The sequence below is a fragment of the Amycolatopsis sp. MEPSY49 genome, assembly GCF_051337345.1.
GTDB lineage: Bacteria > Actinomycetota > Actinomycetes > Mycobacteriales > Pseudonocardiaceae > Amycolatopsis.
This window is the reverse complement of record NZ_JBDLYJ010000028.1, coordinates 1-18,700: the sequence shown is the minus strand read 5'-3', so window position 1 is coordinate 18,700 and position 18,700 is coordinate 1. Positions and strand designations below refer to the sequence as shown.

The 18,700-nt window shown below is 74.7% G+C and carries 20 protein-coding genes and 2 pseudogenes; 10 read left to right on the top strand and 12 right to left on the bottom strand.

The features are described from left to right. Window positions 1-37 precede the first annotated feature (37 nt). Window positions 38-916, bottom strand: coding sequence for a MerR family transcriptional regulator (locus ABFJ78_RS49915; RefSeq protein ID WP_436394659.1), 879 nt, complete (start codon window positions 914-916; stop codon window positions 38-40). 387 nt (window positions 917-1,303) lie between these two features. Between ABFJ78_RS49915 and ABFJ78_RS49910 the strand changes: the two genes are divergently transcribed. Together ABFJ78_RS49910 and ABFJ78_RS49905 are read left to right on the top strand one after the other, a co-directional pair. Then, the gene (locus tag ABFJ78_RS49910; protein ID WP_436394658.1) at window positions 1,304-1,432 is read left to right on the top strand and encodes a hypothetical protein; all 129 of its coding nucleotides are present in this window, start codon (window positions 1,304-1,306) and stop codon (window positions 1,430-1,432) included. Next, window positions 1,420-1,590: a hypothetical protein gene (locus tag ABFJ78_RS49905; RefSeq protein ID WP_436394657.1), complete on the top strand. Its 171-nt coding sequence runs from the start codon at window positions 1,420-1,422 to the stop codon at window positions 1,588-1,590. The genes ABFJ78_RS49910 and ABFJ78_RS49905 overlap by 13 nt, the downstream gene beginning before the upstream one ends. Before the next feature lie 4 nt (window positions 1,591-1,594). Here the strand turns inward: ABFJ78_RS49905 and ABFJ78_RS49900 are convergent. The 4 genes and pseudogenes from ABFJ78_RS49900 to ABFJ78_RS49885 form a co-directional block, all read right to left on the bottom strand. Further along, window positions 1,595-2,233: pseudogene (locus ABFJ78_RS49900) on the bottom strand (AfsR/SARP family transcriptional regulator); the annotation flags it as partial. Between the two features lie 195 nt (window positions 2,234-2,428). Continuing rightward, a pseudogene (locus tag ABFJ78_RS49895) lies at window positions 2,429-3,076 on the bottom strand (response regulator transcription factor); the annotation flags it as partial. Beyond that, complete coding sequence (locus ABFJ78_RS49890; RefSeq protein WP_436394656.1) at window positions 3,073-3,246, bottom strand: hypothetical protein; 174 nt, start codon at window positions 3,244-3,246, stop codon at window positions 3,073-3,075. The gene ABFJ78_RS49890 and the pseudogene ABFJ78_RS49895, both read right to left, overlap by 4 nt. Next, window positions 3,243-4,409, bottom strand: coding sequence for a sensor histidine kinase (locus ABFJ78_RS49885; RefSeq protein ID WP_436394655.1), 1,167 nt, complete (start codon window positions 4,407-4,409; stop codon window positions 3,243-3,245). Before ABFJ78_RS49885 ends, ABFJ78_RS49890 begins: the two co-directional genes overlap by 4 nt. 416 nt (window positions 4,410-4,825) lie before the next feature. Here ABFJ78_RS49885 and ABFJ78_RS49880 point away from each other — a divergent pair, with 416 nt between their 5' ends. The 3 genes from ABFJ78_RS49880 (at window position 4,826) to glgC (ending at window position 8,848) form a co-directional block, all read left to right on the top strand. Then, window positions 4,826-6,385 (top strand): hypothetical protein, encoded by a 1,560-nt coding sequence (locus ABFJ78_RS49880; RefSeq protein WP_436394654.1) that lies wholly within the window; start codon window positions 4,826-4,828, stop codon window positions 6,383-6,385. 94 nt (window positions 6,386-6,479) lie between these two features. Beyond that, window positions 6,480-7,634, top strand: coding sequence for a glycogen synthase (glgA, locus tag ABFJ78_RS49875; RefSeq protein ID WP_436394653.1), 1,155 nt, complete (start codon window positions 6,480-6,482; stop codon window positions 7,632-7,634). Beyond that, window positions 7,631-8,848, top strand: a complete 1,218-nt coding sequence (glgC, locus tag ABFJ78_RS49870; RefSeq protein ID WP_436394652.1) for a glucose-1-phosphate adenylyltransferase — start codon at window positions 7,631-7,633, stop codon at window positions 8,846-8,848. Before glgA ends, glgC begins: the two co-directional genes overlap by 4 nt. A gap of 68 nt (window positions 8,849-8,916) precedes the next feature. On the opposite strand, the gene ABFJ78_RS49865 is transcribed toward glgC, so the two are convergent. Next, window positions 8,917-9,048 (bottom strand): hypothetical protein, encoded by a 132-nt coding sequence (locus tag ABFJ78_RS49865; RefSeq protein WP_436394651.1) that lies wholly within the window; start codon window positions 9,046-9,048, stop codon window positions 8,917-8,919. 79 nt (window positions 9,049-9,127) lie between these two features. Then, entirely contained in the window at window positions 9,128-9,295 is a 168-nt protein-coding gene (locus ABFJ78_RS49860) for a hypothetical protein (RefSeq protein ID WP_436394650.1), read from the bottom strand. A gap of 450 nt (window positions 9,296-9,745) precedes the next feature. Between ABFJ78_RS49860 and ABFJ78_RS49855 the strand changes: the two genes are divergently transcribed. Next, window positions 9,746-10,783 (top strand): NADPH:quinone reductase, encoded by a 1,038-nt coding sequence (locus ABFJ78_RS49855; RefSeq protein ID WP_436394649.1) that lies wholly within the window; start codon window positions 9,746-9,748, stop codon window positions 10,781-10,783. Here the strand turns inward: ABFJ78_RS49855 and ABFJ78_RS49850 are convergent. Further along, entirely contained in the window at window positions 10,767-11,606 is an 840-nt protein-coding gene (locus ABFJ78_RS49850) for a DUF1932 domain-containing protein (protein WP_436394648.1), read from the bottom strand. The genes ABFJ78_RS49855 and ABFJ78_RS49850 overlap by 17 nt on opposite strands. 37 nt (window positions 11,607-11,643) lie before the next feature. After that, window positions 11,644-12,600: an alpha/beta hydrolase gene (locus tag ABFJ78_RS49845; RefSeq protein ID WP_436394647.1), complete on the bottom strand. Its 957-nt coding sequence runs from the start codon at window positions 12,598-12,600 to the stop codon at window positions 11,644-11,646. Between the two features lie 104 nt (window positions 12,601-12,704). Between ABFJ78_RS49845 and ABFJ78_RS49840 the strand changes: the two genes are divergently transcribed. Beyond that, window positions 12,705-13,727 (top strand): helix-turn-helix domain-containing protein, encoded by a 1,023-nt coding sequence (locus ABFJ78_RS49840; protein ID WP_436394646.1) that lies wholly within the window; start codon window positions 12,705-12,707, stop codon window positions 13,725-13,727. Here the strand turns inward: ABFJ78_RS49840 and ABFJ78_RS49835 are convergent. Both ABFJ78_RS49835 and ABFJ78_RS49830 read right to left on the bottom strand, forming a co-directional pair. Beyond that, complete coding sequence (locus ABFJ78_RS49835; protein ID WP_436394645.1) at window positions 13,720-14,679, bottom strand: TIGR01777 family oxidoreductase; 960 nt, start codon at window positions 14,677-14,679, stop codon at window positions 13,720-13,722. The genes ABFJ78_RS49840 and ABFJ78_RS49835 overlap by 8 nt on opposite strands. A 32-nt stretch (window positions 14,680-14,711) precedes the next feature. Then, window positions 14,712-15,593 carry a LysR family transcriptional regulator gene (locus ABFJ78_RS49830; protein ID WP_436394644.1) on the bottom strand — a complete coding sequence of 294 codons (882 nt, stop codon included), beginning with the start codon at window positions 15,591-15,593 and terminating at the stop codon, window positions 14,712-14,714. A 106-nt stretch (window positions 15,594-15,699) separates the two neighbouring features. Here ABFJ78_RS49830 and ABFJ78_RS49825 point away from each other — a divergent pair, with 106 nt between their 5' ends. The 3 genes from ABFJ78_RS49825 to ABFJ78_RS49815 are packed head-to-tail and all read left to right on the top strand — an operon-like array spanning window position 15,700 to window position 18,276. Further along, complete coding sequence (locus ABFJ78_RS49825) at window positions 15,700-16,881, top strand: MFS transporter (RefSeq protein ID WP_436394643.1); 1,182 nt, start codon at window positions 15,700-15,702, stop codon at window positions 16,879-16,881. Between the two features lie 40 nt (window positions 16,882-16,921). Continuing rightward, entirely contained in the window at window positions 16,922-17,785 is an 864-nt protein-coding gene (locus ABFJ78_RS49820) for a universal stress protein (protein ID WP_436394642.1), read from the top strand. Window positions 17,786-17,844: 59 nt separating this feature from the next. Further along, window positions 17,845-18,276 (top strand): hypothetical protein, encoded by a 432-nt coding sequence (locus ABFJ78_RS49815; protein ID WP_436394641.1) that lies wholly within the window; start codon window positions 17,845-17,847, stop codon window positions 18,274-18,276. Here the strand turns inward: ABFJ78_RS49815 and ABFJ78_RS49810 are convergent. Beyond that, the coding region (locus ABFJ78_RS49810; RefSeq protein WP_436394640.1) for an integrase core domain-containing protein at window positions 18,273-18,700 on the bottom strand (428 nt) is incomplete at its 5' end. The two genes, ABFJ78_RS49815 and ABFJ78_RS49810, sit on opposite strands and share 4 nt — an antisense overlap.

Sequence of the window (18,700 nt, the reverse complement as noted above, 5' to 3'; positions counted from 1 at the left end):
GCTCGGGGACGAAGGGGCCGGAAGGCCTGCGCGCGCCTCAGTCCCCCGCGGTCGCCACCGCCAGCTCCATCGCCGACGCCAGGTCGTTCACCCGGGCGAAGCCGCGATCACCGAGGTGCTCCCAGCCCGGCCCCGCGGTCCCCACCACCCGGCCCAGGTCCCGTACCCGGGCCGCCAGGAGGTCGTCGGCCGTCGGGGGCGCCAGCGACCACAGCAGCACCAGCACCGGGTCGAGGCGCGCGGCCAGGTCGGCGACCGTCTCCGCCGGGACCAGCTGGCCGAGGTAGGCCACCGGGATGCCCGCCTCCGCCAGCGTCGCGCGCAGGGCCTCCATCGGCAGCGAGTGCCGTTCGGCCGGGCAGCAGGCCAGCAGCACCGGCCGCCCCGGCACGGCCGCCGGGAAGCGGCGGCTGAACCGCTCGAACGCCAGCGAGATCTCCGTCGTCAGCGCCCATTCCGACGCGAAGCAGACGTCGCCGCGCTGCCAGCGGTCGCCCAGGCCCCGCAGGACCGGGGCCAGGACGTCGGTCCACGCCGCCACCGGGCCGAGCGTGCCGAGCGTCTCGTCGAGCAGGCCCGCGACCGACGCCGAGCGCAGGTCCTCGGCCGCTTCCTCGAGCTCGCGCACCCGGCGGGCGGCCGGCACCTCGGGCGGGTCCGCCGCGCCGCCGAACGCCGCCGCGGCCGCCTCCCGCACCGGCATCCCGCGTCCGACGAGCCGCTGCATGTGCTGCAGCCGGCGGACGTCGGCGTCGGAGTAGCGGCGGTGGCGGCCGGCGCCGCCGGCCGTCGGGCCGATCCCGTACCGCGCGCTCCAGCTGCGCAGGGTCACCGGCGAGACGCCGAGCAGTTCCGCGACCTTGCCCGGCGCCCAGGCACCCGCCCCGGACGGCTCGTCGACGCTCTTCGGATCCACCGTTCCCCTTCGCCTCGATCGCCGCAGCTTAGCGACGGCCGGATCATGCGGCCGGTGGCGACACGGCGGACAGACGCGGAGCGGGGAACGAAGCGGACGTAACGGTCCGAAGCGTGCGCGGGGGACGCGGCGGCGGGGCGTCGACCTGCCGCGTCCCCTTCGGCGCCGCCCGGCGCCGGGACCCGGCCCGCGTCAGCCGGGTCCACACGGCCGCGGGGTGTGGCAACCCGCCACGGCCGGCACGTCGCGAAACGGTGCTGTCATTCCAAGGTACCGCCCGGCGCAACGCTCGTGCATCGTTATCGCTCGGATGTCGCAGCGATCCGCTCCACCTGGACGGGTGATCTCGGGTGGCGCCGGGCACTTCGCACCGCAGGGGGGAATCCGATGACCGAGAACCGCACCTCGCCCCGCTTCGCGACGACGACCGACGCCGGCGTCGTGACCGTCCGCTGCGCCGGCGACCTCGACCTGGCCACGACGTCCCGGCTGCGGGAGGTCCGGTGGCCGACCTGACCGAGACGACGTACTGCAACTCGCCGGTCTTCAGCGTCCTCGTCGAGGCCTACCGCGAAGCGCTGGCGCGGAAGATCCCGTACGCCATCCTCGGCCTCGACCGCGTGCTGCCGCTGCACCCCGGGCTCGCCAGGACGCCGGCCGCCCGCGTTTCCTGACTCCTCACCCGGGGAAGTCCGGGTGGAGCACGTCGTCCAGCACCGCGCGGTGCGCGCGGCGCAGCTCCTCCCCCGGTTCCACGCCCAGATCCGCGGCCAGCCGGTCGCGGATCCGGCCGTACACGGCGATCGCCTCGGCGCGCCGGCCGGTGGCCTGCAGCGCACGCATCAGCGACGCCGCCACCGGTTCCCGCAGCGGTTCGGCGGCCAGCACGGCGGACAGCTCGTCGGCGGTTTCGGCGTACCGGCCCAGCCGCAGCTGCAGCCGCGCCTTGCGGGTCAGCATCGCGGCGCGCCGCTCGGTCAGCCGCAGCCGCTGCCCTTCGGCGAACGGCCCCGGCAGCCCGGAAAGCGGCTCACCGTGGAACAGCCCGAGCGCGGCGGCCCAGGATTCGACGGCGGCGGCCGGCTCGTCCGCTTCTTCGGCGGCGGTGGCGTCCGCGGCCAGCTCGGCCAGCCGCGCGGTGTCGGTCCGGACGCCGTCGGCGGCGAACCGGTAGCCGCCGCGCGTGCGGCCGATCACCGAGTCCGGCGTGCGCTCGCCGGGCGCGCGCAGGCACTTGCGCAGCCGGTGCACGTACACCGGCAGCACCCGGCCCCCGGTGCCCGGCGGCTCCAGCCCCCAGACGCCGTCGAGCAGCTCGGCCTGGCTGACGGTCACGCCGGGGCGCAGCACCAGCGCCGCCAGCAGGGCCTGCTGGCGCACCGGCCCGAGGTCGAGCGGGGTGCCGCCGCGCCAGGCCCGCAGCGGTCCCAGCACCGAGAACCGCAGTCCCGGCGAAGGATCCGGCGCCGGCACGGCCGGCCGCACCGGCGCATCGTCCACAATGGACCCGCGTGGGCTGACGATGCCGTGGTCGAAGGCGTACACGACGGCCGCGGCGCGGTCGCGCAGGCCCAGCTTGGTGAAGATCCGGCCCAGGTGGCTCTTCACGGTCAGCTCGGAGACGACGAGCGCGGCGGCGATCTCGGCGTTGGACAGCCCGCGCCCGGCCGCCCGCAGCACGTCCAGCTCGCGGGGCGTCAGCAGTCCCGGCGGCGGGCCGGCGGGCTCGTCGGCGGGAGCGCGCCGATAGGTCGTGAGGACGCGCGCGGTCACCGAGGCGTCGAGCCAGGCGTCGCCCGCGGCGACCGCCCGGACGGCGCGGATGAGGTCCTCGGCGGGCGAGTCCTTGAGGATGTAGCCGACCGCGCCCGCCCGCAACGCGCCGGCGAGCAGCTCGTCGTCGTCGAACGTGGTGAGGGCCAGCACCGGCGGCCGGCCGCCGATCCGCCGCGTCGCCTCGATGCCGTCGACGTGCTTCATCCGCAGGTCCATCACGACGACGTCGACGTCGTGGGCGGCCAGCGCGGCGGGGACTTCGGCGCCGTCGCCGCACTCGCCGGCGATGACGAACCCGTCGCGCTCGCGCAGGATCCGCCGCAGCCCCGACCGCACGAGCTCCTGGTCGTCGACGAGCAGGACGCGGACTTCGCTCCCCGTCACGGCGCGCCACCCGCGGGCACACCGACCACCACCACCCAGTCCAGCCCCTCCGGCCCCGCCGACAACTCCGCAGCCAGCTGCCCCGCCCGCGCGACCATCCCCTTCACGCCCGACCCGCCAGTCCCGCGCCGTCCCTCGACGAGCACGACGCGGACCCCGCCCGCGGTCACGGCGCACCATCCGCGGGCACGCCGACCACCACCACCCAATCCGCCCCCTCCGGCCCCGCCGACAACTCCGCACCCAGCTGCCCCGCCCGCGCCACCATCCCCTTCAGACCCGACCCGCCGATCCCGCGCCGTCCCTCGGCCGGCAGCCGGTTGCGGACGACCAGCCGGGCCTCCGCCGCGCCTACCTCGAGCCGCATCCGCGCATCCGCGCCGGCGCCGTGCTTGGCGATGTTGGCCAGGGACTCCTGCGCGATGCGGTAGAGCCCGAGCCCGGCCAGGTCCGGTACGGCGGCCAGGTCGCCCTCCTGCTCGTAGTGCACCGGCAACCCGGCCGCGCGGGTCCGCTCGACCAGCGCGGGGATGTCGCGGGCGCCGGGCAGCGGGCGGGTCCCAGCGGGCGCCTCCGCGAGCAGCCCGACGGTCCGGCGGATGTCGGCCATCGCCGTCCGCCCGACGCGCTCGGCTTCGGCGAGGCCTTCGAGAGCCTCCTCGATGTCGCGGTCCTGCCGCAGGGCGTGGCGGGTGCCGGTCAGGTGCAGCAGCGTGATGCTCAGCGAGTGGGCGACGACGTCGTGCACCTCGCGGGCGATCCGCTGCCGTTCGGCGAGGACGGCCTGGTCGCGCACGGCGTCCCGGGCGGCGCGTTCGGCGTCGAGAGCGCGGACGTACCAGCGCATCATGAACCCGCCCGCGGTGCCGAGCAGGACGGCGGCGACGTAGACGGGGAATCCGACGAGCCCGACCCGCGCGGCGGCCACGCCCAGCGTGGCGACACTGGCGGCGGCGACGGCGTAGGCGATGCCGGGGCGCGCGATGGCGGCGGTCTCGGCGGCCAGCACGACGAGCACGACCGGCGCGAAGTCCGGGACGGCGGGCCGCGCCAGCAGGATGGCGACGGCCGCCAGCACGGTGAGCGCCTTGAGCCACGGCGGGACGATGATGCCGGTGACGGCCCAGGCCAGCGCGGTCACGATGGCGAGCAGCCCGGCGAGGGCGATCGGTGCCGGCGGCACCAGCGCCCCTCGCTGCGCCACCGCCGCCACCGCCAGCACCACCCCGAAGGCGGTGACACCCACGGGGACCCACCACGGCAGCCCGATCCCGGCGCGGCCGAGGCTCGCCTCCAGGCGGGCCCGGATCCCGCTCACCACCCTCGCCCCCACGACGGACAGCCTAGGAAGTGCGCGCGGCGGGCGCATCCCGCCCCGGGAGGAGGTTGCGGTCATCCGGATTTCATCGCCGCAGGTCCGTCCACTGTGGCCACGCGCGCGCAAACTTGACAATGGTCGGCTCAACTCGCTTCCCCTGACGCCCGGAATGCCGAGCCAGCCTCTTCGTCGGCGGCGACACGCGCGTGACCTCACCGTCGCCGAGGGGCGTCGTCCGGCACGCCGGTCGGTCGCCGGCACCGCCCTCGTCCTGGTCACGATCCGCCGGCGGACTCCCTGACCCACGTCCACTGTGGACCACGCTGCGGACCCCACCGGGCCGTGCCACTATCGGGTGAACCCCGGCGGGTCCGGCGGACGTGATCCGGGCGTAGCACCCCGGTAATGCGCCGTCGTTACGGTGCCGGGCCATGGCAGTCGGACAGCGGGCGGTGGTTCCGCGAGGTGGGCAGGTGCTGGCGGAAACGGACGCGAAGACCACGACCGCGCACCGGTGGCTGCCCGTCTTCGGGGCGGTGCTGGGCGCCGCCGTCTTCCTCGTGGTGCGCGGCAGCCTCACCGACGACGGCTACATCACCCTCGCCTACGCCCGGAACCTCGCCGTGCACGGCGAATGGGGCCTCATCCCCGGCTCGCCGGCGAACTCCGCGACGTCGCCGCTGAACGTCCTGCTCCTCGCGGCGCTGACCCTGGTGACGCGGCTGTCCGGCGGCCCGCACCCGGTGGTCGCGCTCGGGATCCTCACCGTGCTCTGCGGCGCCGCGCTCGGCTGGGCGTGGCTGCGCCTCGGCCGCGCGCTCGCGCTGCCGGCCGCCGCCGGCGTCCTCGGGGTCGCGCTGGTGCTGCTCAACCCGTTCGTGCTGTCCGCGATCGGCCTGGAAGTCCTGCTGATCCCCGCCGTGCTGCTGGTGCTCACGGTCTTCGCCGTCGAAGGACGGCCGGCGCTCTTCGGTGTCACCGCCGGGCTCACCGTCCTGACGCGCCTGGACCTCGTGCTGTTCGTCGTCGTGATCGCGGTGAGCGCGCCCGCGATCCGGCGGCGCCTGCCGCGCGTCGTGGGCGTGGCCGTGCTGACCGCCGCGCCGTGGTTCGTGGTGAGCTGGGTCGCCTTCGGGTCGTTCGTGCCGGACACGCTGGTGATCAAGCAGCTGCAGGCCGGGCTGTTCGCGCCGTGGACCTACAGCACCGGGCCGGTCATGTACTACGTCGGCTGGCCGGTCACCGTGCTCGTGTCGTTCGTGCCGGCGCTGCTCGGCGTGGTCGCGCTGGCGGGCTGGGCGGCCGCGCGGTTCGGCGTCCGGTGGCCGGAGTTCCCCGCCTTGGGCCCGGTCGCCGCGCTCGCCGGCGGCGGAATCCTCTACTACGTCGCGTATTCGTTCCTCGGGGTCGGGCCGTTCCACTGGTACTACGTGGCGCCGCTGACCGCGGCGAGCGCTTTCGCGGTCGCCGCGTTCGGCGCCTGGGCCGGGCAGGCCCGGGAACACCCGGCGCTGCGCGGCGCTCCCCCGGCGGTCGCGCTCGGGCTGGTCGGCGTCCTGGTGCTGGCCGGCGCCGCGGTCGACGCCGCGCAGGGCGTGCCGTGGAAGTCGCCGGTGATCTTCGGGAACTGGGCCAGCGCCCCGGACTACGCGCGCGTCGGCACGGAGCTCGGCGCGCGGCTGGGCGGGGCCAGCGTCGCCAGTCCCGGCGAGATCGGCACCCTCGCCTACTACTGCGAGTGCGCGATCCTCGACGAGTTCTCCGACCGCGGGCGGGCGGTCGCGCTCGTCGAACAGCGGATCGCGACGGCGAACCCGCTGATGAGCCTGGCGCTGCGGGTGAACTACCACTGGCTGGACCGCTCCGCCGCACCGCGCAAGCCGGACTACCGGCTGGTCTACGGGACGGGCCCGGCGACCGGACCGGACAGCTGGCAGGTCCGGTCCGCGGCGAAGGGCGTCGGCCACTTCACGCTGACCCGCGAACCCTGATCTTCGCGCTCATCTGAGCAGTGACCGAAAACTCCGAAGATTCCCCTGGACGCCAGACTGCGCCACAGGCCGGGGAGGCCATAGGGTTTCGGTCATGAAGGTCGGCCTGCTCACCCGGGAATACCCGCCGGAGGTCTACGGCGGCGCCGGAGTTCACGTGGAGTTCCTCGCCCGGGAGTTGCGGCCGCTGGTCGACCTCGACGTGCACTGCTGGGGCGCGGACCGTCCCGACGCGACCGGGCACACGGATCCCCACGGCTACCGCCAGCCCGCGTTCACGACCATGGACATCGCCGTGTCCATGGCGAACGCCCTCGAAGGCCACGACCTCGCGCACAGCCACACCTGGTACGCGAACCTGGCCGGGCACCTCGCCAAGATGACGCACGGCATCCCGCACGTCGTCACCGCGCACTCGCTGGAACCGCTGCGGCCGTGGAAGGCCGAACAGCTCGGCGGCGGCTACCGCGTCTCGTCGTGGATCGAGCGCGAGGCCTACGAAGCCGCGGACGCGATCGTCGCGGTCAGCGGCGGCATGCGCCGCGACGTCCTCGCCGCGTACCCGGCGGTGCCGCCCGAGCGGGTGCACGTGATCCACAACGGCATCGACACCGCGCTCTACCGCCCCGACCCCGGCACCGACGCGCTGGCGAAGCACGGCATCGACCCCGACCGGCCGTACGTCCTGTTCGTCGGCCGGATCACCCGCCAGAAGGGCGTCCCGCACCTGGTGCGCGCGGGCGCGTCGCTCGACCCCGGCGTCCAGTTGGTGCTGTGCGCGGGCGGCGCGGACACCCCCGAGCTCGACGCCGAGTTCCGCGGGCTGGTCGCCGACCTGGAGAAGACGCGCACCGGCGTCCGGTGGATCCCGGAGATGCTGCCCCGGACCGAGGTCGTGCAGCTGCTGACCCACGCCGCGGTGTTCGCGTGCCCGTCGGTCTACGAGCCGCTCGGCATCGTGAACCTCGAGGCGATGGCCTGCGGCACGCCGGTGGTGGCCAGCGACGTCGGCGGCATCCCGGAGGTCGTCGACGACGGCCGCACCGGGCTGCTCGTGCACTACGACGACCAGGACGCGCAAGGGTTCGAGGCGGGCCTGGCCGCCGCGCTGAACGAAGTGGTGGGCTCCCCGGAGCGGGCCGCCGCGATGGGTACCGCCGGCCGCGAGCGCGCGGTCGGCGAGTTCGGCTGGAAGGCGATCGCCGAGCGGACGGTCGCCCTCTACGAAGCGTGCGGGAGGTCGTCGTGAACACTGGAGCCGACGTGCTGGGCATCGTGCTCGCGGGCGGCGAGGGCAAACGGCTGATGCCGCTGACCGCCGACCGCGCGAAACCGGCCGTGCCCTTCGGCGGCGTGCACCGCCTGGTCGACTTCGTGCTGTCGAACCTGGTGCACGGCGGCTTCCGGCGGCTGTGCGTGCTGACGCAGTACAAGTCGCACTCGCTGGACCGGCACATCTCGACGACGTGGCGGCTGTCGTCGCTGACCGGAGAGTACGTGACGCCGGTGCCGGCGCAGCAGCGGCTGGGCCCGCGCTGGTACCAGGGCAGCGCCGACGCCATCCACCAGAGCCTCAACCTGGTCTACGACGAGGACCCCGAGTACATCGCGGTGTTCGGCGCGGACAACATCTACCGGATGGACCCGCGGCAGATGCTGGAGTCCCACATCTCCTCGGGCGCCGGCGTCACGGTGGCCGGGATCCGCGTGCCGCGGGCGGAGGCGAGCTCGTTCGGCGTCATCCGGACCACCGACGGGCTGATGATCGACGCGTTCATGGAGAAGCCCGACGACCCGCCGGGCCTGCCGGACTCCCCCGAGGAGTCGTACGTGTCGATGGGCAACTACATCTTCACGACGAAGGTGATGCTCGAGGCGCTGCACGCGGACGCCGAGAACGCCGCCTCGCACCACGACATGGGCCGCGACATCATCCCGGCGCTGGTGAAATCCGGCGAAGCGGCGGTGTACGACTTCAACGGCAACGTGGTGCCCGGCGAGACCGAGCGCGACCACGGCTACTGGCGCGACGTCGGGACGATCGACAGCTACTACGAGGCGCACACCGATCTGATTTCCACGCACCCGATCTTCAACCTGTACAACCGCAAGTGGCCGATCCTGGCCCACCCCGGCCAGCGCGCGGCGGCGAAGTTCGTCGAAGGCGGCTCGGCGAACCAGTCGATCGTCAGCAACGGCTGCATCATCTCGGGCGCGCAGGTGGTGGACTCGGTGCTGTCGCCGGACGTGCTGGTCGAACAGGGCGCGGTGGTGCAGGGGTCGGTGCTGCTGGACGGAGCCCGGGTGGGCCGCGGCGCGGTGGTGCGGCGGGCGATCCTGGACAAGAACGTCGTGGTGCCGCCGGGGGCGCACATCGGCGTCGACCTGGCTCGCGACCGCGGGCACTACCACGTGAGCGAAGGCGGGATCGTGGTGCTGGGCAAGGGAGAACGCGCGATCTGAGGCGGTGGGCCGCCGCGGCGACTCGCTCGCGGCGGCGGTCCCAAGCCTTCTTCCGAGGCTGCCGGCCGTCAGGACCCGACGGTCGCCGCCAGCCGCTCGACGACCTGGCGCGGGTCGATGCCCCAGCGTTCGGCCAGTTCCGAGATCGTGGCTCCCGCCGCGTACTCGGCGGCGATCATGCTGTTCACCACGCTTGCCACGTTCCGCTCCTCGACCGCCGATGCCCGTGCCGGCGACATGCTACATGTTCACTGCGGACGTCGAACAAACTGCCTCAGGTCAGCGGGCGGCCGCGCCGCACGCGACCGCCGCCGCCAGGAACAGCGCGGCCAGCACCGCCGCCCACGCGACGCCCGTCGCCGCCGCCAGGTACGCCTGGGCCACCGACACCGCCGCGTACGCCACCGCCAGGCCTCGCCACGCCCGGTTCCCCCGAACGCTTTTCACCGCACCGTTTTCTCCGGGTCCCCCGGCGGATTGTTCGTAGTGGACCGCGCGCGCGTGGCGCTGAACACGGCGTCGAAGATCGGTGTCGGTTCCCCGTCATCGCGCTTCGGCCGCTCGTCCCCCGGACTGCGCTTTTCCTCTCCCACGCGCCCAGTTTCTGCGACGACGGACGATTTCGCGCGGGCAACACCGAAAATCGCCCGGCCGGGGGATCACCCGCGTGGCGCTTGTTTTTCGCGGATTTCGCCCGCGGCGCGGATTCGCATTTCCCGGGCGCCCGGGAATAACCCGGGGTACCCCGGGATTGCACCGGACATGAAAGCAGTCGTCTACCGCCGCCACGGCGGACCCGAGGTGCTGTCGCTGTCGGAGCGGGCCGTCGCGNCGGCGCGGATTCGCATTTCCCGGGCGCCCGGGAATAACCCGGGGTACCCCGGGATTGCACCGGACATGAAAGCAGTCGTCTACCGCCGCCACGGCGGACCCGAGGTGCTGTCGCTGTCGGAGCGGGCCGTCGCGGACCCCGGGCCCGGTGAGGTCCGCGTCCGGATCGTCGTGTCCGCGGTCAACCCCACCGACTGGAAGGCCCGGGCCGGCCGCGGCGCCGAGGCCGGGACCGAAACGCCGGACACCGTGCCCAACCAGGACGGCGCGGGTGTCGTCGACGCGGTGGGCCCGGACGTCACCGGCCTGTCCCCCGGCGACCGCGTGTGGCTGATCCTCGCCGGCACCCACGGGCCCGCGGCCGGCACCGCGCAGGAGTACACGGTCCTCCCGGCCGCGCAGGTGGTTCCGCTGCCCGGCACCACCGGGTTCGACGAAGGCGCCGGGTTCGGCGTCCCCGGCCTGACCGCGCACCGGGCGCTGACGGTCGCCGAAGACGGGCCCACCCGGCTCGCGCCCGGCGCCCTCGACGGCCGGACCGTGCTGGTCAGCGGCGGCGCCGGCGCGGTCGGCAACGCCACCATCCAGCTCGGCCGCTGGGCCGGCGCAACGGTGATCGCCACGGTCAGCAACGACGAGAAGGCCGCCCTCGCCCGCGCGGCCGGCGCCCAGCACGTGCTGCGCTACCCCGATCCCGAGCTGGCCGCCCGGGTGCGCGAGGTCGCGCCGGACGGCGTCGACCTGGTCGTCGAGGTCGCGGCCGGGGTCAACGCGCCGCTGCACACCGAGGTCCTGCGTCCGCGCGGCACGGTCGCGGTCTACGGCAACGACCGTGGCGGGGCGACCATCAGCTTGGACTTCGGCGCGAACCTGTGGCTCAACACGCGCTACCAGTTCCTCGTGCTGTACACGGTCGGCGCGGACAAGCTGCGCGCGGGCGCCGAAGACGTCACGGCGGCCTTCGCCGACGGCGCCCTGCGGCTCGGCGAGGACCGCGGTGTGCCGGTGCACCGCTTCCCGCTGGAGGAAACCGCGAAGGCGCACACCGCATCCGAGGAAGGTGTGACCGGGAAGGTGCTGATCGACGTCACCCCGGCGGAGTGACCAGCGCCTGAAGCAACTGAGGGAGCGTGACGCCGTCGTCGTCGCGGTGCTCGCGCCAGCGCCCGAACAGCTCGCGCACGGCGTCGAGCAACGCCGGTGACAACCCGGCGGCGGCGCAGGCTTCCGCTATTTCGGCCATCTCGCCCTCCCACCGCCACGCCCGCCGCCCGGCGGAGGCGATCCCGCCGGGCGCGCCCAGCGGGGTGGCCGGCAGCACGTCGGCGGCGAGCTCGCGCAGCTCGCCGCCGACGCCGTGCTGCTCGGCCAGCGCGTACGACTGGGCGGCGAGGGCGAAGGTGAGCTTGTTGTAGGCGGCGAAGGCGAGCTTGAGCGCCGACGCGCGGCCGACCGGACCGGCCAGCACGACGGGCCGCAGGTGCGTGTCCTCGAACAGGCTCGCCAGCCGCGTGACGGCGGCATCGGGTCCCGACAAGTACAGCCGGGTGGTGCCGGGCGACCGCGGCGGCGGGCCGACGATCCCGCCGTCGGTGACGGTCGCCGTCCCGCCGAACAGCGCTTCGACCTCCTCGGCGTGCCGCGGGCTGATCGCGTTCGCGTCGAGGTACACGCCGCCGAACCCGGTCGCGGCGACCGCGCGGGCGACGTCGAGCGCGGCGGACGGCGGGCAGACGCTGAGGACGACGTCGCACCCGGCCAGCGCGGCGACGTCGGGCACCTCGGTCAGCCCGGCCTCTTCGGCCCGGTGGCGCGTCGCGGGTCCGCGCCCGGCCGGGACCCAGGAAACCGGGGTCCCGGCGCGGGCGAGCACGGCCCCGACGGCGGCGCCCATCGCGCCGGGGTGCAGCAGTCCGACCGACGGCACGGCGGCTCCTTTCGCGGGGGCCCCCATGATCGCGCAGTCAGCCGGTCACGCGCAGGCCGCGGCGCAGGGCGTCGACCTCGTCGGCGAACATGCGGCGTGAGATCGCCGCCGTCTCCACCATGCCGGAGCCGTGGAACGTGCCCGGGTAGTGCCGCAGCTCGGTCGCCACGCCGGCGTGCGCGAGGCGTTGCGCGTACTCGATTCCCTCGTCCCGCAGCGGGTCGAACTGGCACGTCGTGACGAACGCGGGCGGCAGGCCGGCCAGGTCCGCGGCGCGGGCCGGGGCCGCGTACGGCGAAACGTCGTCGCCGCCCGGTTCGGCGCCGAGGTAGCTGGTCCAGCTGAACACCGCGTTCGGCCGGTTCCACAGCGGTGTGTCGGTGTAGGCCCGCATCGACGGGGTGCCGAGGCGGTCGTCCAGCTCCGGGATGCCGAGGTACTGGAAGCACAGCGCCGGGCCGCCGCGGTCGCGCGCCAGCAGCGCCACCGCCGCCGACAGGCCGCCGCCCGCGCTCTCGCCGCCCACGCCGAGCCGGGCGGGGTCGATGCCCAGCTCCGCCGCCTTGGCCTCGACCCACTGCAGGGCCGCGTAGCAGTCCTCGACCGGCGCCGGGAACGGGTGCTCGGGGGCCAGCCGGTAGTCGACCGACACGATCACGACGCCGAGCTCGTCGACCAGCCGGAGCAGCGACGCGTGGAACATGTCCAGGTCGCCGAGGACGAACCCGCCGCCGTGGATGTAGAGCAGGCCGGGCACCGCGCCGGTGCGGTTCGCCGGGGAGTAGACGCGCACCGGGACATCCGGTGCGTCCGACGGCCCGGGCACGGCCGTGTCGCGGACGTCGACGGGGTTCACCGGCTCGTAGGCCGGCAGGACAGTGCCCAGTTCCGACATCGAAGAGCGGGCCGCGAGCAGAGCGTCGTAGTCGGTCAGGGCCACGCCGGGCAGCATGTCCAGCCAGGGCAGCAGCTCGGGATCGATCGCGTAGGTCATGGGTCGATCTTCGGCCGCCGGGCGTGGTCCCGGCCACCGCCACGCGGCGGGCGTTGCGGGCGCGGACCTCGCCATCCGGCGGCGGGCACGCCTATCGTGACGGCATGAAGGGGCTGCTGCTGCGGCTGTCCGGACTCGACGCCGACGCCGAGAACGCCGTGCGGGTGATCGGGTTCTTCGACCGCCTGATCACCGGCCGGGCCGGCCTGGACGCGCTCGTGCGCAGCACGGCCGAGCTCGCCGGCTGCCGGGTCGGCGTCCACGCTCCGGGCCAGGGGATGTCGCTACGGGCGGACCTGGGCGGAGCCGTCACGACGCCCGGCACCGCGCCCGCGGGGGCGGCCGTCCGCCGGCTCGAAGGCGGCGTCGAGGTGTGGGTGGCCCGCGACGGCGCGCCCCTCCCGCTCGACGACATGCTGCTCGAACGGTTCGCGATCGCCACCGCGGTGCTCTTGGAGCAGAACGGCGTGCCGCGGCCCGAACTCGGCGACCCGGCGCTCGTCGAGCTGGTGCTGTCCGGCGACGCGGGCACGGCCGAGCGGTCGCGGGCCCTGCACCTGCTGGGGATCGCCCCGTCGGCTCGGCTGCGCGTGCTCGCGGGCACCGGCGTCGACGGGCTCGCGGGGCGGTCGGCCCAGCTGGGCGGCGTCCGCGCCATCCTGGCCGAGACGGTCCCGGAGCCGGTCCCGGACGGCGGCCGGGCGGGTATCGGCCCGGAGCTGCCCGCCCTCGACGCCGCCCGCTCCTGGGCGGCCGCCCGGACGGCGCTGCGGTTCACTTCGGACACCGAGCCGGTCGTGTGGTGGGAGCGGCTCGGCAGCCTCGGGGCGCTCGGTTCGCTGCTCGGCGGCTCGGACCTCGACGGACTGCCGGACGTCCGCGCCCTCGACCGGCTCGCGGCCGAACCCCACGGCGCGGACACGCTGTCGGCGCTCGACGCGCTGTGCGCGACCGGGTCGGCCCGCAAGGCGGCGGCGGTGCTGCACCGCCACCACAGCACGATGCCGGCCCGGCTGGCCCGCGCCGAAGCCGTCCTCGGGTTCGAGGTCGACTCCCCCGCAGGCCGGTTCCGGCTGCACCTCGCGCTGATGCTGCGGCGGCTGCGGGACAACAGCCAGGTCAGCTGAACGTCCTCTGTGGACGACGGACCAGATCCTCCGCCGCCGCCGGCCATTCCGGGTGGTCGAAAGCGAAACCCGCGTCCAGCAACCGGCCCGGCACCACGCGGCGGCTCTTGAGCAGCAGCTCCGTGTCCGAACGCAGCGCGAACGCGCCGATCTCCGCCAGCCACTTCGTCGCCGGGAGTCCGAACGGGACACCCGCCGCCGCGCGCAGGGCGCTCATGAAGTCCCGGTACGGCAACGGTTCCGGCGCCGCCAGGTTCACCGGCCCGCTCAGGTCGTCACGCGCGACGAGGAAGTCGATCGCCCGGACGAGGTCGTCTTCGTGGATCCACGACAGGTACTGCGCGCCGCCCGCGACCGGGCCGCCGAGGCCCAGGCGGGTGAGCCGCAGCAGCATCGCGAACGCGCCGCCGGGCTCGGGGCTCATCACCATCGCCGTCCGCAGCGCGACCTTGCGCGTGCGCGGGGTGTCCGCCGCCTCCTGCTCGCGCTCCCACGCCCGGGCGAGGTCGACGCTGTAGGCCCAGTAGGCGGGTACGCCCGGCTCGCCGCCGCCGAGGACGCCGGTGGTTTCGTCGTTCGGGGCGTCGAAGCGGTGGGCGTAGATCGTCGCCGTGCTCATCTGCAGCCAGACCCGCGGCGGCCGCGCGGCGCGTTCGATCGCGCCGCCGACGACCCGCGCCGAGTCGATCCGCGAGGTCCACATCTCCCGCAGGTTCGCCCGGGTGTAGCGGCAGTGCACCGACCGGCCGGCCAGGTTGAGCACGACGTCGCTGCCGTCGAGTTCCGCGGTCCACGGCCCCGCGGCGCGCGCGTCCCAGCGGACGTGGCGCACCCCCGGCTCCGGCGCGGTGTCCCGCCGGGTGAGCACGACGACCTCGTCGCCGCGGCCGGCGAACGCGCGGCTCAGCACGCGCCCCAGGTGCCCGGTCCCGCCGGGGATCACGACCTTCACGGTACCCACCGTACCGGAGGTTTTGAACGCGTTCAAATATCGGCGGCCAGCAGGTCCAGCAGGGTCCGCAACGCGCGGCTCGGCGGCTTCGCGGCCGAGGTGACGACGTTGATCGGCCAGTCAAGGCCCGCACCGGACAGCGGCAGCACGACGACCTCCGGCTCGGCGGGCGCGGGCATGTCCGGGGCGACCGCGACGCCCAGCCCGGCCGCGACGTACCCGGGCACGGTGCGCAGGTCGGCGACCTCGACGGTGACCCGCCGCGGCGACCCGAGCGCGTCGAAGGCGCGGTCGAGCGCGACCCGGTTGCCGAAGCCGCGGGGGGTATCGATGAAGGACTCGCCGGCGAGGTCCGCGAGCCGCACGGCGCGGCGGCCCGCCAGCCGGTGGGTTTGCGGCAGCAGCACGACGAACGGCCGGGTGTCGACGCGCACGACGTCCAGCCCGGCGAGGTCGGACTCCGGCAGACCCACCACGGCCAGGTCGAGCCGGCCTTGGCGGACCTCTTCGGCCAGCCCGGTCGAGCCGGTGAGCGACACCGTCACGTGGATGTCCACCCGCGGGTGCCGCCGGTGGAACGCCCCGAGCAGCCCGGGCAGGTCCACCCCGCCGATCGAGGTGAGCGTGCCGATCCGCAGGCTCCCGCGCAGGCCCTCCGAAGCCTCCTGGACGGTGGCGCGGGCACGTTCGAGCGCCTCGATCGCGCTCTTCGCCTCGGGCAGGAACGCCGCGCCGGCCGCCGACAGCGCGACGCGGCGGGTGGACCGGTCGAACAGCCTGGTGCCGAGTTCGGTCTCCAGGGCGCGGACGGCGGCGGACACGGTCGACTGGACCGCGAACATCCGCTGGGCGGCCCGGGTGAAGCTCAGTTCCTCGGCCACCGCGACGAAGTACTCGAGCTGACGCGTCTCCATTCATCGATCGTAGCGATAACTCTGGCCAGGACTTTTCGTTGGACTTGCTGAGTCGGCGGGGACATCGTGGAGGCCGGAAGATCCCTTGGCGTCCCGGAAGGTCCCGATGTCCGTCACCCTCGCTCCCGCCCGGCTCCGGATGAGCCACGGCTGGGGCTTTCGCGTCGTCGCGGTCGCGTTCGCGACGGCGCTCGCGTTCTCCACGGTCCCGACCCCGCTGTACGCGCTTTACCAGCAGCGGGACGGGTTTCCGACGTTCCTCGTCACCGTCGTCTTCGCCGCGTACGCGGTCGGCGTGATGCTGAGCCTGTACCTGGCCGGGCACGTCAGCGACTGGCTCGGCCGCCGTCGCGTGCTCGTCGCGGGGCTGCTCGCCGAGGCACTGTCCGCGGCGCTGTTCCTGCTGTGGCCGGAAGTCCCCGGCCTGATCGTCGCGCGGCTGGTGAGCGGCGCCGGGGTCGGCGTGATCACCGCGACCGCCACCGCGCACCTGTCCGAGCTGCGCACGCGGCCCGGGCCCGGTCTCGCCGCGACGGTGGTCAACGCCGGCGGCCTGGCCCTGGGTCCCCTGTTCGGCGGGCTGTTCGCGCGGTTCGCCGACCAGCCGCTGCACGCGCCGTTCGCGGTGTTCCTGGTGGTGCTGCTCGGGGAAGCGGTCGTCGTGAGCCTGGTGCCGGAGACCGTCGAACGCCGCGAGGAGCGCCCGGCGTACCGGCCCCAGCGGATCTCGCTGCCGGCCGCGGCCCGGTCCGAGTTCGCCGGGGCGGCGATCGGCGCGTTCGCGGCGTTCGCGCTCAGCGGGCTGTTCATGGCGCTCGCCCCGACGCTGCTGGCGCACGAGCTGCACGAGCCGTCCCGCCTGCTCGCCGGGCTGGCGCCGTTCACGATGCTGGGCAGCGCGGCGCTCGCGCAGATCGGGCTCGCGCGCCTGCGCACGCGGCCGCAACTACGGGCGGGGTACGCGCTGATGGGCGCCGGACTCGTACTGCTGGCCTTCGCGAGTTCGTTGCCGCTGTTCTTCGCGGCGAGTGCGCTCGCGGGCGCGGGGTTCGGCCTGGGCCTCCGCGCGGCGGTCGGCACGGTCGCGGCGCTGGCCGACGACCTCACCCGCGGCGAGGTCCTGGCCGCGTTGTTCCTGGCCGCCTACGCGGGACTGGTGCTGCCGGTGCTGCTGATCGGGCTGGCGATGCTCGTGGCGTCCGGGCCGGTGGTGCTGGCCGGGTTCGCGGTGCTGGAGCTGGGTTTGCTCGGCTGGTCGGCCCGCCGCACCCTGGGTTCCCGGGGCTGATCGGGCCCGTCCGCCCCTTCGTCGGGCATAGAGTCGGCGGATGACCGCTGCAGCCGCGCCGCCGATCGTCACCGGGGTGGACGGGTCGGCCGAGTCCCTGGACGCCGTCCGGTGGGCCGCGCGGACCGCCTGCCTGCGGGACGCGCCCCTGGAGATCGTGCACGCCCTCGACGTTCCCGCGCTGCTCGCGGGCGGGGTCGTGCCGCCGCCCGACGAGATGATCGACGCGCTGCGCGCCCGGGGCCGGCGGGCGCTGCGGACCGCGCGGGAACTCGCTGCCGCGCAAGGGGTTCCGGACGCCGCCACCCGGCTCGACCCCGACCGCGCGGCGCAGACGCTGATCGAGGCATCGCGGGCGGCGGCGCTGCTCGTCGTCGGCTCCGCCGGGCACGGCAGGCTCACCAGCCTGCTCGCGGGCTCGGTCGCCGCCGCGCTCGGGACGCACGCCCGGTGCGACACCGTCGTCGTCCGCGGGGACAGCTGGGACGAGCCCGGCGCGGGCGACCGGCCCGTCGTCACCGGGATCGACGGCAGCGAAGCCGGCGCGCGGGTGCTCGCGGCGGCCGTCGCCGAAGCCCGCGCCCGCCGCGCTCCCCTGGTCGTCCTGCACGCCTGGGCGGACACCCCGCCACCGCGGCCGGACCCGCGGTGCGTCGGCGACGCCGGGCGGCGGCTGCTCGGCGAGCGGCTCCACGACCACGACACCGGCGACGTCGCCGTCGAGCAGGTCGTCGTCCACGCCCACCCGCGGCGCGAGCTGATCGACCGCAGCGACGCGGCCCAGCTGGTCGTCGTCGGCGACCGCGGCCGCGGCGGCTTCCCCGGGCTGCTGCTCGGCTCGACCGGCCAGGCGCTGCTGCACCACGCGGCGTGCCCGGTCCTGCTCGTCCGCACCGCCCGTTGAGCGGAAGCGGGACGGAAGCGCGGCGCGGCAGGATGGCCCGGAACGAGAGGGAGAACCAGATGAAGACAATGGTGCGAGCCGGGCTCGTCGCGGTGCTGGCCACGGTGCTGGCGGCCCCGGTGCAGGCGGCCCCGGTGCAGGCGGCCCCGGTGCAGGCGGCGACCGTCAAGCAGGTCACGAGCACCTGCCGGGCCGGCGGCTTCAGCGGGACGTTCACGCTGCGCTACGAGACGTCCGGCGGGTACCACCACCCGATCGGCTCGATCACGACGTCGGGGCCGTACATCGGCGACTCGGGCACCCAGACGCTGCGGATCTCCTACAGCGACGGGCTGGGCACGCACGCGGTCTACAGCTGGACGGGCCCGGCGACGAACGGCACCCAGTACTTCCCGGCGGGGCTCGCGATCCCGGCCACCGCGCGGGGCACGGCGTCGACGAAGTTCGACAACGGCACGACGCCCTGCACGGCGACGGTGCCGATCACCTAGGTGTAGTGCCCTGTGAGGTTGGGGACGCGGCTGGCGGGTGGTTTGCCGCCGAGTGCGGTGTGGCCGCGGTGGTGATTGTAGGTGTGCAACCACCCCGGGTAGGCCTCCCGCCGCTCGCGTTCTGAGCGGTAAGGGCGGGCGTAGGCCCACTCTTCGAGCAGGGTGCGGTTGAACCGCTCGACCTTCCCGTTCGTCTGCGGCCGGTAGGGACGGGTGCGTTGGTGGGCGATGTGCGCGTCGCGCAGCGTGTCGCGCCAGAGATAGGACTTGTAGCAGGACCCGTTGTCGGTCAGCACCCGCGTGACGGTGACCCCGGCGGCGGCGAAGAACGCCTGAGCTCGTGCCCAGAACGCGACCGCGGTTTCCTTGGTTTCATCCGGCAGGATCTCGCTGTAGGCCAGCCGGGAATGATCATCCACCGCGT

Bases quoted from the DNA above. Each gene is read 5' to 3' on its own strand.
- ABFJ78_RS49910 (WP_436394658.1), top strand. From the start codon at position 1,304: ATGACCGAGAACCGCACCTCGCCCCGCTTCGCGACGACGACCGACGCC.
- ABFJ78_RS49880 (WP_436394654.1), top strand. From the start codon at position 4,826: ATGGCAGTCGGACAGCGGGCGGTGGTTCCGCGAGGTGGGCAGGTGCTG.
- ABFJ78_RS49830 (WP_436394644.1), bottom strand. From the start codon at position 15,593: ATGGAGACGCGTCAGCTCGAGTACTTCGTCGCGGTGGCCGAGGAACTG.
- ABFJ78_RS49825 (WP_436394643.1), top strand. From the start codon at position 15,700: ATGTCCGTCACCCTCGCTCCCGCCCGGCTCCGGATGAGCCACGGCTGG.
- ABFJ78_RS49820 (WP_436394642.1), top strand. From the start codon at position 16,922: ATGACCGCTGCAGCCGCGCCGCCGATCGTCACCGGGGTGGACGGGTCG.
- ABFJ78_RS49840 (WP_436394646.1), top strand. From the start codon at position 12,705: ATGAAGGGGCTGCTGCTGCGGCTGTCCGGACTCGACGCCGACGCCGAG.
- ABFJ78_RS49845 (WP_436394647.1), bottom strand. From the start codon at position 12,600: ATGACCTACGCGATCGATCCCGAGCTGCTGCCCTGGCTGGACATGCTG.
- ABFJ78_RS49855 (WP_436394649.1), top strand. From the start codon at position 9,746: ATGAAAGCAGTCGTCTACCGCCGCCACGGCGGACCCGAGGTGCTGTCG.
- ABFJ78_RS49815 (WP_436394641.1), top strand. From the start codon at position 17,845: ATGAAGACAATGGTGCGAGCCGGGCTCGTCGCGGTGCTGGCCACGGTG.
- glgA (WP_436394653.1), top strand. From the start codon at position 6,480: ATGAAGGTCGGCCTGCTCACCCGGGAATACCCGCCGGAGGTCTACGGC.